Origin of the sequence: Micromonospora sp. CA-248260 (genome assembly GCF_050942205.1) — a bacterium.
Lineage (GTDB): Bacteria > Actinomycetota > Actinomycetes > Mycobacteriales > Micromonosporaceae > Micromonospora > Micromonospora antibiotica.
In genome coordinates this window covers 191,749-206,491 of the sequence record NZ_CP192021.1, presented here as the reverse complement: position 1 = coordinate 206,491, position 14,743 = coordinate 191,749, and the positions used below count along the sequence as shown (strand labels likewise).

The following is a 14,743-nucleotide window of genomic DNA, read 5'->3' as shown; positions in this document are numbered from 1 at the left end:
TCGCGCTGACCCACACCCGGGCGACCAACGGTCAGGCCGGGAACGCCCGACAGCCCAGGTCGACCGCCGCCTCCGGCCCGGGGGTCGCGGCGGGGTAGCCACCGGCAGCGGGCCGGTCGGGCCGGCCGGGGCCGCTTCAGCCGGGTGGGAAGACACCGGCCGCTTCAGCCGGGTGAGAAGACACCGGGCCGCTTCAGCCGGCTGAGAAGACACCCTGGCGGAGCACCGGCACCACGGTCGAGACGTCCCGTTGCACGGCGACCTCGACGTCACCGGCGAAACCCGCCTCGATCAACTCCCGACCGGAGACGCACCCGCGTACCGCCGCCGGTATGTCGGGGGTGCTGGCCAGGGCGGCGAGCGTCACCGCCGCCTCCACCGAGAGTCCCCCGGGCACCCCGGAGATCGCGTCCAGCACGCTGGCCGCGCCCAACTGATCCTCCACCGAGGGGCGCAGCGTGCCGTCCGGCCAGCGTTCACCCGCGGCCACCACCCCCACCGGTGCGTCCGTCCCGCCGTACCCGTGGCGGAGCAGCCAATGCCCGACGGCGCGGGCGTTGCGCAGGCAGGCAGCGACCACCGGCCGCCCGGTGGCACTGGCGGCGGCGCTGATCGCGGAACCGTTCGGTGACGGCAGCACCAGGTCGGCGACGAGCGGTGCGCTGATCAGGGCCGCCGGGGAGAGCGACCACGGGTGCTCCGCGCTCGTCTGCCGGCGACCCACCGCGGCCACCGCGCCGACCCGCACCGCGTAGTCGGCTGCCTGCTCGCCCCAGGGGAACGGGTGGACCCGCATCCCCCGGGCCACCGCCACCTCGACGGCGGTGGTGAACGACAGCACGTCCACCACCACCAGTGCCGCGCAGACCCGGCCGAGTTCCGCCGCCCCGGTCAGCCCCCAGTCGAACCGGGCACCCGATCCGGGCTGGGCGTGGACGACCGAGGCCACCGCCTCAGCGCTGGTCGGGCGTCGGACGCTGCCCGTCGCCGTCACCGGCCCCGGAGGCTGCGGCGTCGTCCGCGCCGGCCTGCGGGGTGGACCCCGCCGTCGGTACGTCGGTGCCCTGTCCACCGGCCGTCGGCGCGTCGCCCGCCCCGGAGGGGGCGTCCGCCGGGGCGGTGCCCGTCGGGGCGTCCGGTGCCGGCGTGGAGTCAGCGGAGGCGTCCGGCGCGGTCCCGGTCTCCGGACCACCCGGCACCGGGCCACCCGAGACCGGCGCGGCGGTCGTCGGGGCGGCCACGACCTCGCCGGCCGGGTCGTCCGCGTCCGCCGGCTGCTGCCGGTCCGGCACGTCCACCGGCTGCCCGACGGTGGCCGGCGCGATCGTGGTGGTGCCCGTCCGGACCGCCTCGACCTGCACCTGGGCCGCTTCCGGCCCGCCGAAGAGCCGGGGCAGGGTCGCGGTGTGCGCGGCCCGCAGCTCGTCCAGACCGATCCGGAACTGGCCGTGCACGTCCAGGGCGCCGCTCGCCGGGTCGGTCACGCCGATCTGCTCCCACGGCACGGCCCGCTCGTCGCAGAGGGCGGTGAACGCCTTCTCGTGCCCGCGCGGGACGGTCACCAGCACCCGGCCGGCGGACTCGCTGAAGAGGAAGACGAACGGCAGCGAACCGTCGGCGAAGCGCTCCGGCACCCCGATCCGGGCCCCGACCCCCCGACGCAGGCAGGACTCCACCAGGCTCTGGGCGAGACCGCCGTCGGAGAGGTCGTGTGCGGAGCTGAGGTGACCCACCCGGGCGGCCTCGGCCATCAGCTCGGCGAGCTGACGCTCCCGGCCCAGGTCGACCTGCGGCGGCATCCCGCCCAGGTGCTCGTGCGTCACCCAGGCCCACTCCGAGCCGGACAGCTCCACGTGCGTGTCGCCCAGCAGGAACAACTGGTCGTGGTCGCCGCCGGTACGCGGGACGAAGCCCATCGGCACCCGGTCGGCCACGTTGTCCAGCACCCCGAGCACACCGACCACCGGGGTCGGGTGAATCGCGGCGGCACCGGTCTGGTTGTAGAAGCTGACGTTGCCGCCGGTCACCGGGATGCCCAGCTCCAGGCAGCCGTCGGCCAGGCCACGGACGGCCTCGGCGAACTGCCACATCACGCCCGGGTCCTCCGGCGAGCCGAAGTTGAGGCAGTTGGTCACGGCGATCGGCTTCGCACCGGTCACCGCCACGTTCCGGTACGCCTCGGCGAGCGCCAGCTTCGTCCCCTGGTACGGGTTCAGGCGGGCGTAGCGGCCGTTGCCGTCGACGGAGAGGGCGACCCCGAGGCCGCTCTGCTCGTCGATCCGGATCACGCCGGAGTCCTCGGGCTGGGCCAGCACGGTGTTGCCCAGCACGTACCTGTCGTACTGCTCGGTGACCCAGGTCTTGTCGGCCAGGTTCGGCGAGGCGATCATGCGCAGCAGGGTCTCCCGCAGCGCCTCCGGGGTGCTCGGCCGGGGCAGCGTCTCGGCCCGGTCGGCCTGGAGCAGGATCAGGTCGGCCGGCTCCCGCATCGGGCGGGCGTAGACCGGACCGTCGTCGACCAGCGAGCCCGGCGGCACGTCGACCACCACGTGGTCGTTCCAGGTGACCAGCAGCCGGCCCGGCCGGCCGTCGGGAGCGGGGGCGGTGACCTCGCCGATCGCGGTGGCGAGCACGCCCCACTTCTCGGCGGTCTTGAGCACCGACTCCAGCTTGTCCGGGGTGACGACCAGCAGCATCCGCTCCTGGGACTCGCTGGCCAGGATCTCGTGCGGCTCCATCGACGGCTCGCGCAGCGGGACCCGCTCCAGCCAGACCCGCATCCCGGTGCCGGCCGACGCGGCGGTCTCGGTGAGCGCGCAGGTCAGGCCCGCGCCGCCGAGATCCTGGATGCCGACGACCAGTTCGGCGTCGTACAGCTCCAGGCACGCCTCGATCAGCAGCTTCTCGATGAACGGGTCGCCGACCTGCACCGACGGGCGGCGCTGCTCGCTGCCCTCGTCGAAGGTGGCGCTGGCCAGCACCGAGACGCCGCCGATGCCGTCCCGGCCGGTCTTCGCGCCGAGCAGCACCACGATGTTGCCGGGGCCGGCGGCGTCCTTCTTCTGCAACCGGTCGACCGGCAGCACGCCCAGGCAGAGCGCGTTGAGCAGCGGGTTGCCCTGGTAGCAGGGGTCGAAGACCAGCTCACCGCCGATGTTGGGCAGGCCGAGGCAGTTGCCGTAGCCGCCGACGCCGGCCACCACGCCGGGCAGTACCCGGGCGGTGTCCGGGTGGTCGGCCGCACCGAAGCGCAGCGGGTCCATCACCGCGACCGGGCGGGCGCCCATCGCCAGGATGTCCCGGACGATGCCACCGACACCGGTCGCCGCGCCCTGGTAGGGCTCGACGAAGCTCGGGTGGTTGTGCGACTCGACCTTGAAGGTGACGGCCAGCGTGTCGGAGACCCGGACGACGCCCGCGTTTTCCCCGATGCCGGCGAGCAGCCGGTCGCTGGGCGGGGCCTTCTCGCCGAACTGGCGCAGGTGCACCTTGCTCGACTTGTACGAGCAGTGCTCGCTCCACATGATCGAGTACATGGCCAGCTCGGCCTGGGTGGGGCGGCGGCCGAGGATGTGCCGGATCCGGTCGTACTCGTCGTCGCGCAGGCCGAGCTCGGCGTACGGCTGGAGCTCGTCGCCGGTGGTGGTGGCCCGCTGCACGGTGTCCACGCCGTCCGTCCAGTCGATGGCCGGTGTCGGACCGCTGTGCCGGCCGGCTGCGGCTGTGCCGGCCGGGGGCGCGACAGCCGCGTGCGGCTCCGCCGGGCCGGAGCCCGCGGCTGCCCGAACGGCCGGGTCCTGGTGGGTGGTCATGACCTCTCCTCGCTGCGCTCGTACCCGCCCGTGGGGCGGTGGAGCCGACCGATGTTCCCGCCGCGCACCGTCACGCCGGCGTCCCCACCAGGTGCTTGAGCACGGAGGTGAAGAAGCCGAGGCCGTCCAGCGAGGGGCCGGTGAGCGCCTCGACCGCGTGCTCCGGATGGGGCATGATGCCGACCACGTTGCCGGCAGCGTTGGTGATCGCGGCGATGTCCCGCTGCGAACCGTTCGGGTTACCGCCGACGTAACGGGCGACGACCCGCCCCTCGGCCTCCAGTGCGTCGAGGGTGGCGGTGTCCGCGACGTAGCAGCCCTCGCCGTTCTTGACCGGGATGAGGATCTCCTGGCCGGACTGGAAGGTGTTCGTCCAGGCGGTGCCGACCGACTCGACCCGGAGGACCTGGTCCCGGTTGCGGAAGTGCAGGTGCTGGTTGCGGGTGAGCGCGCCGGGCAGCAGGTGGGCCTCGCAGAGGATCTGGAAGCCGTTGCAGATGCCGAGCACCGGCAGGCCGCCCCGGGCGGCGTCGACCAGGGTCTCCATCACCGGGGCGAACCGGGCGATGGCCCCGCAACGCAGGTAGTCGCCGTAGGAGAAGCCACCCGGGAGGACGACGGCGTCCACCCCGTGCAGCTCCGGGTCACCGTGCCAGAGCCGGACCGGCTCCGCGCCGGCGATCCGCACGGCGCGGGCGGCGTCCCCGTCGTCCAGCGAGCCGGGGAAGGTCACCACTCCGACCCGGGCGGTCACGAGTGCGCGTCCGCGGTCTCGTCGGCCTCGACCCGGACCGTGAAGTCCTCGATGACAGGGTTGGCGAGCAGCTTGTCGGCGATCTCCCGGGCCCGGTCCAGGTCCGGTTCGCCGGTGAACTCGATCTCGATCCGCCTGCCGATCCGGACGGAGGCGACGTCACTGACGCCGAGCCGCGGCAGCGCGTTTGCGACGGCCTGGCCCTGAGGATCGAGGATCTCGGGCTTGAGCATGACGTCGACGACGACGCGAGGCACTGGGCACTCCTGACTGTGTACGCAGTTGGGTGCCGGCCCACTACGGGCGAGCGAGGCCAGCGTACCTGGCAGATTCCGGTCCGGACGCACCGGCCGGGCGCAGTTCAGGCAGTGATCGACGTTACCGGTCGTCCGGACGGGCGGCCGAGATCCGTTCGTTGCCGCTCTGATGCGGTTTTGTTGCCGATTGTCGACGCGTCGCCTCCACACACCCGTCCTGAGCAGGCAATACGTGGTCCAACGCCAGATTTGCGACCGGTATCCGACAAACAGGGACGAGCGCGTCGTGGGTCAGCTCTGTCACATCGACCGATCCAGATCAGAATCTTGTGAACGAGCCGGGTCACCCCTAACCTCTATCGCCAAGTGTCGATGCATGGTCGCCGTACCGGCGGGCCACCCCCGCCCCGGCGGCCGACCCGGCCCGGCGATCCCGGGCCCGACCCGAAGGAGCCCCCCGACATGCGCCTCCGCTCCACGCTCGCGGTGCTGACCACCGCCCTCGCCGGTGTCCTCGTCGCCGCCTCCGGGGCCACCGCCGCCCCGGCCGGCCCACAGCCGATCATCGGCGGCAGCACCGTCTCCTCCGCCCCCTGGGCCGCCGCCGTCTTCAGCAACGGGTCGTTCACCTGCTCCGGCAGCGTCATCGCCGCCCAGTGGGTACTCACCGCCCGGCACTGCGTCAGCGGCGCCATGTCCGTCCGGGTCGGCAGCGTCTACTACGCCTCCGGCGGCACCACCCGTACGGTCAGCGCCTCCTACACCCGCAACGACCTCGCCCTGCTGCGGCTCGCCAGCACCGTCACCAACACCCCGGTCAGCCTGGCCGGCAGCAACCCGCCCGTCGGCTCCACCAACACCATCTACGGCTGGGGCATGACCTGCTACAGCGGCTGCGGGGCGTCCAGCCAGCTCAAGACCGCCTCGGTGCGGGTGACCAGCACCAACGCCAGCGACGCGTACGGCGGCCAGGCGATCCGCAGCACCCGGGTCAACGGCAACGCGTGGCGCGGCGACTCCGGCGGCCCGCAGTTCTACGACGGCAGGCAGGTCGGCGTCGCCTCCACCGCCGACGGGTCCAGCATCCAGAACTACGGCAGCGTCGCGTACAACCGGGCCTGGATCACCTCGACGGCCGGTGTCTGACGGTTACCACCCCGCGCGGTGCGGATGGCCGGTCGCGTGCCGGCCGTCCGCGCCGCCTCGTTTTGCAGCATCCGACCAGCCACACACGGCACGCTCCGACGCTCTGCGACTACTGACAGCATCGGAACCGTGCTGGTCGTGACGACGGATCAACTGCCCGGCTACGAGATCCGCCAGATCCTCGGCGAAGTGGTGTCGTCGATGGCGCGGACCCGGAACCCGTACCGCGAGGGGGTCAAGAACCTGCGCGGCGGCGCGTACGACCCGATGGCCCCGGACAACCTCACCCGCTGGCGTACCGACTCGGTGGCCCGGCTCGGCGAGGAGGCCCTGCGCATCGGCGCGAACGCCGTGGTGGGAATGCGCTTCGACAGCCGCGACTGCGGCGAGATGTGGATGGAGATCTGCGCCTACGGCACCGCGGTGATCGTGGCACCCAAGGTCCCCGACGTGATGCCGCACGACCAGCCCCTCATCGCCGCCGCGACCGCCCACGACCCCGGCTTCACCGAAGCCCCCGGCGGCATCGCCGAACCGGCGAGCGCCCCCAACCTCACCTCCGCCCCCGAAACCCCCACCCGAAACTCCTGACCCACTCCCCTCGCCCCCGCCCCCTCGGCCCCGGTGATCAAGAGGTTTACGCCAATTCGATCTCTATTAGTGACGCAAACCTCTTGATCACCGGGGAGAGCCGACGCCTGGCCAGGCCCGGAGAGCGTGATCAAGAGGTTTGGGGCTGGTTGATCTCCACGGCTGACGTAAACCTCTTGATCACGGGGGTGAGCCGATGCCCGGCCACGCGTGCGGGGCGTGATCAAGAGGTTTGGGGCTGGTTGATCTTCGTTGGTGACGCAAAGCTCTTGATCACCGGGCAGGGCGGGCGGGGAGGGTGGGTGGGTGGGGAAGGCGGGGAGGGCGGGTGGGGAAGGTGGGTGGGCGGGGAGGGGGAGGGGGTTAGAGGATGGGGGGTGGGGAGTAGGTGGCGGCTTCGGGGTGGGCGGTGACGACCGCGGTGATGCGGCGGGTGATCGCGTCCACCTGGGCCTGGGCGGCACCGGTGAAGGTGGCGGGGTCGGCGACCAGGGTGTCGATCTCGCTGCGGGTGAGGCCGAGGCGGGAATCGGCGGCCAGCCGGTCGAACAGGTCGTTCTCCGGGGCGCCCTTCTCCCGCATGGCGAGGGCGACCGCGACCGCGTGTTCCTTGATCACCTCGTGGGCGACCTCCCGGCCGACGCCCCGGCGCACCGCCGCGACCAGGATCTTGGTGGTGGCCAGGAAGGGCAGGAAGCGCTCCAGCTCCCGGCTGATCACCGCCGGGTACGCCCCGAACTCGTCGAGCACGGTGAGGAAGGTCTGGAACAACCCGTCGGCGGCGAAGAAAGCGTCCGGCAGGGCCACCCGGCGGACCACCGAGCAGGAGACGTCCCCCTCGTTCCACTGGTCGCCGGCCAGCTCGCCGACCATCGACAGGTAGCCCCGGATGATCACCGCGAAGCCGTTCACCCGCTCCGACGAACGGGTGTTCATCTTGTGCGGCATCGCGCTGGAGCCGACCTGACCCGGCTTGAAGCCCTCGGTGGCCAGCTCCTGACCGACCATCAGCCGGATCGTGGTGGCCAGCGACGACGGCGCGGCAGCCACCTGCGCCAGGGCGGACAGCACGTCGAAGTCCAGCGAACGCGGGTAGACCTGCCCGACGCTGTCCAGCACCCGGGCGAAACCGAGGTGACCGGCGACCCGACGCTCCAGCTCGGCGACCTTCTCCGCGTCCCCGTCGAAGAGGTCGAGCTGGTCGGCGGCGGTGCCCACCGGACCCTTGATGCCACGCAGCGGGTACCGCTCGATCAGGTCTTCCAGCCGCTCGTACGCGATGAGCAGTTCCTCCGCGGCCGAGGCGAAGCGCTTGCCCAGCGTGGTGGCCTGCGCGGCGACGTTGTGCGAACGGCCGGTCAGCACCAGGCCGGAGTGCTCGTGGGCCAGCCAGGCCAGCCGGGCCAGCGCGGCGACCACCCGGTCCCGGATCAGCTCCAGCGAGGCACGCACCTGGAGCTGCTCGACGTTCTCGGTGAGGTCGCGGGAGGTCATCCCCTTGTGCACGTGCTCGTGCCCGGCGAGCGCGCTGAACTCCTCGATCCGGGCCTTCACGTCGTGCCGGGTGACCCGCTCCCGCTCGGCGATCGACGCCAGGTCGACCTGGTCGACCACCCGCTCGTACGCCTCGACCACGCCGTCCGGCACCGCCACGCCGAGGTCCCGCTGGGCGCGGAGCACGGCGAGCCAGAGTCGCCGCTCCATCCGTACCTTCTCCTGCGGGGACCAGAGGGCGACCAGTTCGGGTGAGGCGTACCGGTGGGCGAGCACGTTCGGGATCGTCGTCACGTACCTCATTGTCTCCTACCCGACGACCGCCGCCCTGGTCGGGCCGACCAGGGCGGCGGTCGCGTGCCACCCGGTGTCCGCGTGAAGCCGGCGACCGGTCACCCCCGTTTGAGTACGTGTGCCAGGTATTCCCTGCGGTGCAGCGGGGTTGCCGTCGGTGCGTGATCAGCGGCGGCCCGGGTCAGACCTTCGGGATGTCGTGCACCGGGGCGGTGACCACGATGGTCTTCGTCTGCGTGCCGTGCGCGTTGCGCGCCGTCAACGTGTAGGTGTGCCGCTGGATGTCGCCCTCCCGGCCCGAGCAGGGAAAGGTGAACTCCTCGCTGCCGGCCGACGGGTAGTCGTCGCGGTAGATGCCGGGGCCGTCGACCGACAGGGCCACCGAGGTCACGTTGCCGACCCGCCACTCCATCAGCACCCCGCCGCCGGCGATCGGGTTGACCGTGGTGCCGGCCGGGCAGCGCGGCTTGTCGGTGACCCGGAAGTAGCTGATGGTGGGGCCGCTCGCCTTCGTACCGGACTTGGCACCGCCGCTGTCCCCACCACCGCCGGTCGAAGGGCTGGCGGTGGGAGCGGCGGTGGGGCCGGCACCCCCGACCGCGACGCCCGGGGCCCCGCCGTCGGTGACCGTGCCGGTGTCGGCGGAGCCGGCCCTCGCGTGGCCCGGCCCCGCCGGGCCGCCGGCCGCCCCGATCGCCGGGGACCCCTCGGAACCCGTCGTGGTGGCGGCACAACCGCCGGCGGCGAGCACGACGGCAAAAGCAACGGCAGCGGTACGCAGCAGGGCACGACCGGGCATGACACTCCTCGACGGGGCGCCGCCACCATGACGTCAGGGCGGGCTGACACCACGGTAGGAAGCCCCGACAACACCGCCCCGAACTGCGCGAACACTCAGCAGGTCACAGCGGGCGGTCAGGATTCGATTGGTGGCGTGGGCGCACCAACTGCGCCTGGCCCGGTGAATTCGACGACTGTCAGATACGGAAACCGTAACGAAGCTCGTGCAGATGACTGCCCTTGATCAGCACCGACACCTCGACGGGCTGCTCCGTCGCGGTACGGACCACCCGCAGTTGGCGCAACACAGGTACGTACGGCGGCAGCGCCAACCTCTCCACTTCCTCGGAGGTCGGCATGCGGGCCGACACGTGATCGACCACCTCGTGCTCCGGATGGCCGAGGTCCGCCAGGACCCGGGCGGCCCCACCGCTGATCTTGCGGCGTTCGGCGAGTTCGGTGCCCCGCGCGATCGAGGCCGGGTAGTACGACCAGCACAACTCCGTCGGTTCTCCGCCGTGCAGCATCAACCGCTGCCGGAGCACCGCCTGGTCGTCGCTGCCCAGCGCCAGTAGCCGCGCCACCTCCGGGGAGGGCTCCACCTCCGCTACGGCGAGCAGGCGGTAGCTGATCCCGCTCGGCTGCGGCGCGAGGTATGCCGAAGCCTCCATGACAAGAGGCTGGCGGTCACGTACGTAGACGCCTCTGCCCATCTCGCTGCGCACCGCTCCCTCCGCCTTCAATGTGGCAAGCGCCCGTTGGACAGTTGCCGTGGCAGCGGCATACCGCGTCGTCAGGGTGGGGATCGACGGCAGTTGAGCGCCGGCAGGCAGATCGCCGGACATGATGCGGGCCCGGAGGTCGGCCGCGATCTGCTCGTGCCGAGGCCGGCCGTCGCCTTCGCTGGCCATGCGCCGCTCCCTCGATCCGCTATTCGACGATCAATTCGTACCGTAGGCGGCGGCCTTGCGGCACCATCGTCATGACGCTCAGCTCGACCGGCACGCCCTCGGCGGTGCTGAGTACCCGGGTCAGCCCGAGCACCCACTCTCCGGCCGTCAACCCGAGCGCGCTCCGCTGATGCTCGGTGGGCTGCCGGGTGTAGACGTCCTCTGTGACCCGCCCGGGACGATAGCCTAATTCGGCGAGCAGACCGACCGCCCCTCCTCGAATCTTCCGGTGCTCGCTCAGTGCGGTGCCACGAGCGATCGAGGCGGGGTAGTACGAGTCGGTCAACTCGACCGGTTGCCCGTCGAACATCATGAGCCGCCGTCGAACGATGACCGGCGTCTCGGCATCCACCAGGAGCGCCTCCGCCACCTCAGCCGTCGGCGACACCTCCGCCACCTCCAACAGGTTCTGGGTGCCGAGCCCACCCTGCTGCGCCGCCTCGGCCGCCCATGCGTCCCCGCCCGCTCGCGATCGGGGCGTCACGTAGGGCATAGAGACACTGATCCACTCGGGGTGACTCACCTTCGACTCCTCTGCGCCGGCACTGGCCAAGGGTAGTTCAGCAGAAACCGCCCACCCGTCCATCCTTGATGCCTTATCGGATAGGCAGTAAGGTTGCCCGGGACGCCGCCGGGGTGGGTGATCGATCCGGTGACCTTCCAGTTTCGTCCCGGCGCGAGTCGAGGGGACGCACCACGACGGATCTCGCGGTGGCCCGACCCGATGGCGGTTCGCAACCGGCGGAACGGCCGTACGCGGACCCTCGCACGAAAGGAGTGGAAGATGGGCGTCTATCGGTCGAGGAACAGCCAGGTGTGGCACCGCGACGAGGCGGCGGCGGATGCGGCACGCAGGGTCCTCGACAGCCACGTACCCGATCCGGAAACCCACCTCTGCGTGGTCTGCCTCGTGCCGGGGCCGTGCCAGTCGGCGAACGCGGCGGCGAACCGCCTGATCGACCTGGGTCGACCGGTACTGCCACCCGATCAGCCGCGTCGGCGGATCGGCTGGCGAGGCTGGTTCGGGCCCCAGCGACGACGCACGCCTCGGCCGGCACCACTGCTGACGTTCGTCTGGACGGTCGAAATATGCGCGCCCACCACCGGGTCGCACGCCTCGGTGACGTCATGACCGCCCGACCGACAGTTCCGTTCGGGATCGGCGACGTGGTGAAGGTGGCCGAGCAGCACTACTGCTACGGGCTCGGCACCCTGACCCTAAGGATCGTGGAGGTGGGCCGCCGCGAACGACACAGCGACGGGCTTTGGATCCGTCTGCGCGGCGTCGAACTGGGCCATCCGTCCGGGTCACGGCAGCGGCGAGTGCTCGCCCGGCTGGAGGCGATCCGGGTCCAGCCGGCGGCTGCCCTGGTCGCTCACGTGCCGGCCCGTCCCAGCTGGCAGTGCGCCGGGTGCGGCGAGCCCTGGCCCTGCCGGGACCGACGCGACCGACTACTCAGCGAGTACGCGGACGATCGCACCACCCTCGGCATCTACCTCGGCCTGCAACTGGCCGACGCGCTGTCGGACCTACCCCGTCAGCCGGCCAGCGACCTGCACGCGCGCTTCCTCGGCTGGCTGAGACCGACCTGATCGATCCCAGAGGGGCGGACTGATCGACTCCCGGGAGGCGGAACAGCGGTATCGCGCGGGCCGGGACACCGCTGTTCCGCCCCCGATGAGTGGATCAACCCGGCCAGGCCGGGGCCGGGCGGCACGTCAGGGTGGGGTGGGGCGACCGGTCAGTGCCCGCCACAGCCCCGCGCACGCCTCCGGCTCGGTGTCGTACGCAAGGCGGACGTCGTACACCCCGCGTTCGTACGCCCCGATCTCCCACCGCCCGTCGGCGGACCGGCGGAGGAACCAGAAGTCGGGTGGCAGGGGAACGTGCTCGTGCACCCTCTCCAACTCGAAGGCGTCCGGGGAGACCCCGGTCGCGAAGAGGGCGTTACGCAGCTCGTGCCGATCCACGGTGACCTCCTGGATGCGGGAACGGGCCGGGCCAGCGACCGGCCCGGCCGCCGCCCGGACGGCCGGGCCGGGCCGGACACGACAGGAGCCGGCCGGGTCGGGGCGGCAGCGGATCAGCAGACCGGCGCGGTACGCAGCCCGCCGCCCGCCCCACCCTGACGCGGCACGGCGTCGGTCGGGCAGGGCGGGGTGCTCCCACCCAGATACTCCTCGACGATGACGTGGTGGTCCAGCAGCCACTGCACGTTCAGCAGGTTGCCGGCCTGCGGCACGTACGCCGGGTTGAGCTGGAACTGGGTGCCCATGCCGGGCTGCGCGAACCAGGGCGCGATCGGACCGGAGTCGACGTCGAACGGCGTGAGCACGCAGTAGGTGTGGTAGTTCGCCAGCGGAGCGGCAGGCGTGGTGGCCGGTGGCGTCGGTGGGGTGTTCAGGCTCTGCGGGGCGAGGGAGCGGGAGCCGAACGGGGTACCGAGCGGGGCCAGGAAGGCGCCGCCGGTGAAGCCGAAGCGGTCCAGGCGGTATCCCGGCAGCATGGTCTGCCGCTGCTTCACCGGTGTGCCGTCCGGGCCGAGGAAGAAGCCGCTCTCCGGCGGGAAGACCAGCGTGGTGCCGGCTCCGTTCACTGTGTAGTTCTGGACCCACCGGGACTCGCCCTGTGCGCCGAACCGCTGGTAGCCGGCGAGCAGCGGGCCGACCGGGGACGGGCTCGGCAACGTGGTCGGCCCGAGCAGTCGGTTGTCGTCGTAGAACCGGGTGGTCTGCGGCGCATCCGGCGGTAGGCCGGGGCGGCAGTGACTCTCGTCCGGCGGGGGCTGCTGACCACCGGATCGACCGGGCTGCGCAGCACCGGGCAGAGCGGATGGCTGGTCGGACCGGATGTTTCGGGCGTTGGGCTGGGTGCGGCCGGGGCGGCTGCCGTCCGGCCCCCGGGTGCCGTCGTCGGAGAGCGCGGCGGCCTCGGCCGTGGTGGTCGGCGTACCGGCCGCGGGCGCGACCCCGGGGAAGACGGCCAGGGCCGCGGCGGAGAGTACGGCGACGAGCCAGCGTCTGCTTTTCACCACAAACCTCCTGATAAGGGACGAACGAGCGCCCTCATCGTGCGGAGGTCAGCACATGAACGTGAGCCTTTGGAAGGTTCGTCCCCCAAAGGGGGCCGTTGTCGCATCCGTCGGCCCGGCCCGGGACGGTGCGGCCCGGTGCGGTGCGGCCCGGTGCGGTGCGGCCCGGTGCGGTGCGGCCCGGTGCGGTGCGGCCCGGTGCGGTGCGGCCCGGTGCGGTGCGGTGCGGCCCGGGACGGTGCTGTGCGGCCCGGGACGGTGCGGCCCGGACTCGGGGCCGGTGCGGTGTCAGCGCTCCAGGATGGCGGTGACGCCCTGCCCGCCGGCCGCGCAGATCGAGATCAACCCCCGGCCGCCGCCCTTCTCGGCGAGCAACTTCGCCAGCGTCGCCACGATCCGGCCACCGGTGGCGGCGAACGGGTGCCCGGCGGCCAGCGACGAGCCGGTGACGTTGAGCCGGTCCCGGTCGATCGCGCCCAGCGGGGTGTCCCGCCCCAGCCGGTCCTTGCCGAACTCCGGCGACTCCCAGGCCGCCAGGGTGGCCAGCACCTGCGACGCGAACGCCTCGTGGATCTCGTAGAAGTCGAAGTCCTGGAGGGTCAGCCCGGCCCGGTCCAGCATCCGGGGCACCGCGTACGCGGGGGCCATCAGCAGCCCCTCGTCGCCGTGCACGAAGTCCACCGCCGCCGTCTCCGACCAGGAGAACCAGGCCAGCACAGGCAGTTGGTGCTCACGCGCCCACTGCTCGGAGGCGAGCAGCACGGTGGACGCCCCGTCGGTCAGCGGGGACGAGTTGCCGGCGGTCATGGTGGCCTGTTCGGCGTCCGGGCCCCGGGTGCCGAAGACCGGCCGGAGGGCGCCGAGCTTGTCCAGGCTGGTGTCGGGGCGGAGGTTCTGGTCCCGGGTCAGCCCCAGGTAGGGCGTCATCAGGTCGTCGAAGAACCCCCTGTCGTACGCGGCGGCGAGGCGCTGGTGCGAGCGCAGCGCCAACTCGTCCTGGGCCTGCCGGTCGATCTGCCAGCGCAGCGCCGTCCGGGCGGCGTGCTCGCCCATCGACAGCCCGGTGCGGGGCTCGGCGTTGCGCGGCAGCTCCGGTTTGAACGGCTGGTGCGGGCGGAGCTTCGCGGCGATCCTCAACCGCTCGCCGAGGGTCCGGGCGCTGTTGAGTTTCAGCAGGGTGCGGCGCATGTCCTCGTTGATCGCCAGCGGCGCGTCGGAGGTGGTGTCGACGCCACCGGCGATGCCCACGTCGAGCTGCCCGAGGGCGATCTTGTTGGCGACCAGGATGGCCGCCTCCAGGCCGGTGCCGCATGCCTGCTGGATGTCGTACGCGGGGGTGTGCGGGTCGAGTTTCGAGCCGAGTACCACCTCGCGGGTCAGGTTGAAGTCCTTCGAGTGCTTGAGGACCGCCCCGGCGACCACCTCACCGACCCGTTGCCCGGCCAGTCCGAACCGGGCGATCAGCCCGTCCAGCGCCGCGCCGAGCAGGTCCGCGTTGGACGCGCTGGCGTACCGGGAGTTGGACCGGGCGAAGGGGATGCGGTTGCCGCCGATGACCGCGACCCGCCGGATGCTCTGCACGATCCCGCCTCCGTTTCAGGACTTGCCCACAACCTACTGGCCAGTAGGCTAC

General features: G+C 72.1%; 14 protein-coding genes and 1 pseudogene. 4 read left to right on the top strand and 11 right to left on the bottom strand.

Features of this window, described 5'->3' with window-relative positions; genetic code table 11:
* Nucleotides 1–193 precede the first annotated feature (193 nt).
* The 4 genes and pseudogenes from ACQP2H_RS00975 to purS all read right to left on the bottom strand — a co-directional run bounded on the left by ACQP2H_RS00975 (nucleotide 194) and on the right by purS (nucleotide 4,823).
* On the bottom strand, nucleotides 194–949 hold the full coding sequence (locus ACQP2H_RS00975) for a 2-phosphosulfolactate phosphatase (protein ID WP_357532830.1): 756 nt from the start codon (nucleotides 947–949) through the stop codon (nucleotides 194–196).
* Between the two features lie 420 nt (nucleotides 950–1,369).
* A pseudogene (purL, locus tag ACQP2H_RS00970) lies at nucleotides 1,370–3,812 on the bottom strand (phosphoribosylformylglycinamidine synthase subunit PurL); the annotation flags it as partial.
* 70 nt (nucleotides 3,813–3,882) lie between these two features.
* Nucleotides 3,883–4,566, bottom strand: coding sequence for a phosphoribosylformylglycinamidine synthase subunit PurQ (purQ, locus tag ACQP2H_RS00965; RefSeq protein ID WP_219465578.1), 684 nt, complete (start codon nucleotides 4,564–4,566; stop codon nucleotides 3,883–3,885).
* A complete protein-coding gene (gene purS / locus ACQP2H_RS00960) occupies nucleotides 4,563–4,823 on the bottom strand; it encodes a phosphoribosylformylglycinamidine synthase subunit PurS (protein WP_208565347.1) in 261 nt (86 codons plus the stop codon). Before purS ends, purQ begins: the two co-directional genes overlap by 4 nt.
* A 462-nt stretch (nucleotides 4,824–5,285) precedes the next feature.
* On the opposite strand from purS, the gene ACQP2H_RS00955 reads away from it, so the two are divergent.
* Complete coding sequence (locus ACQP2H_RS00955; protein ID WP_433230488.1) at nucleotides 5,286–5,969, top strand: S1 family peptidase; 684 nt, start codon at nucleotides 5,286–5,288, stop codon at nucleotides 5,967–5,969.
* A gap of 24 nt (nucleotides 5,970–5,993) precedes the next feature.
* The gene (locus ACQP2H_RS00950; protein ID WP_357533335.1) at nucleotides 5,994–6,560 is read left to right on the top strand and encodes a YbjQ family protein; all 567 of its coding nucleotides are present in this window, start codon (nucleotides 5,994–5,996) and stop codon (nucleotides 6,558–6,560) included.
* Between the two features lie 363 nt (nucleotides 6,561–6,923).
* Here the strand turns inward: ACQP2H_RS00950 and purB are convergent, their stop codons facing one another.
* From purB to ACQP2H_RS00930, 4 genes are all read right to left on the bottom strand, one after another.
* Entirely contained in the window at nucleotides 6,924–8,348 is a 1,425-nt protein-coding gene (purB, locus tag ACQP2H_RS00945; RefSeq protein WP_219465572.1) for an adenylosuccinate lyase, read from the bottom strand.
* A gap of 181 nt (nucleotides 8,349–8,529) precedes the next feature.
* On the bottom strand, nucleotides 8,530–9,147 hold the full coding sequence (locus ACQP2H_RS00940) for a hypothetical protein (protein ID WP_363817975.1): 618 nt from the start codon (nucleotides 9,145–9,147) through the stop codon (nucleotides 8,530–8,532).
* A 178-nt stretch (nucleotides 9,148–9,325) separates the two neighbouring features.
* Nucleotides 9,326–10,039, bottom strand: a complete 714-nt coding sequence (locus tag ACQP2H_RS00935; RefSeq protein WP_433230484.1) for a GntR family transcriptional regulator — start codon at nucleotides 10,037–10,039, stop codon at nucleotides 9,326–9,328.
* A 19-nt stretch (nucleotides 10,040–10,058) separates the two neighbouring features.
* On the bottom strand, nucleotides 10,059–10,571 hold the full coding sequence (locus tag ACQP2H_RS00930; RefSeq protein ID WP_433233404.1) for a GntR family transcriptional regulator: 513 nt from the start codon (nucleotides 10,569–10,571) through the stop codon (nucleotides 10,059–10,061).
* Nucleotides 10,572–10,862: 291 nt separating this feature from the next.
* Between ACQP2H_RS00930 and ACQP2H_RS00925 the strand changes: the two genes are divergently transcribed.
* Both ACQP2H_RS00925 and ACQP2H_RS00920 read left to right on the top strand, forming a co-directional pair.
* Nucleotides 10,863–11,210: a hypothetical protein gene (locus ACQP2H_RS00925; protein WP_433230481.1), complete on the top strand. Its 348-nt coding sequence runs from the start codon at nucleotides 10,863–10,865 to the stop codon at nucleotides 11,208–11,210.
* Nucleotides 11,207–11,671, top strand: coding sequence for a hypothetical protein (locus ACQP2H_RS00920; RefSeq protein WP_433230479.1), 465 nt, complete (start codon nucleotides 11,207–11,209; stop codon nucleotides 11,669–11,671). Before ACQP2H_RS00925 ends, ACQP2H_RS00920 begins: the two co-directional genes overlap by 4 nt.
* A gap of 126 nt (nucleotides 11,672–11,797) precedes the next feature.
* Here ACQP2H_RS00920 and ACQP2H_RS00915 read toward each other — a convergent pair whose 3' ends face one another.
* From ACQP2H_RS00915 to ACQP2H_RS00905, 3 genes are all read right to left on the bottom strand, one after another.
* Entirely contained in the window at nucleotides 11,798–12,049 is a 252-nt protein-coding gene (locus tag ACQP2H_RS00915; RefSeq protein ID WP_433230476.1) for a hypothetical protein, read from the bottom strand.
* 113 nt (nucleotides 12,050–12,162) lie between these two features.
* Nucleotides 12,163–13,110 carry a TNT domain-containing protein gene (locus tag ACQP2H_RS00910; protein ID WP_433230473.1) on the bottom strand — a complete coding sequence of 316 codons (948 nt, stop codon included), beginning with the start codon at nucleotides 13,108–13,110 and terminating at the stop codon, nucleotides 12,163–12,165.
* A 288-nt stretch (nucleotides 13,111–13,398) separates the two neighbouring features.
* Nucleotides 13,399–14,691 (bottom strand): acetyl-CoA C-acetyltransferase, encoded by a 1,293-nt coding sequence (locus ACQP2H_RS00905; protein WP_433230471.1) that lies wholly within the window; start codon nucleotides 14,689–14,691, stop codon nucleotides 13,399–13,401.
* Between the last annotated feature and the right edge of the window lie 52 nt (nucleotides 14,692–14,743).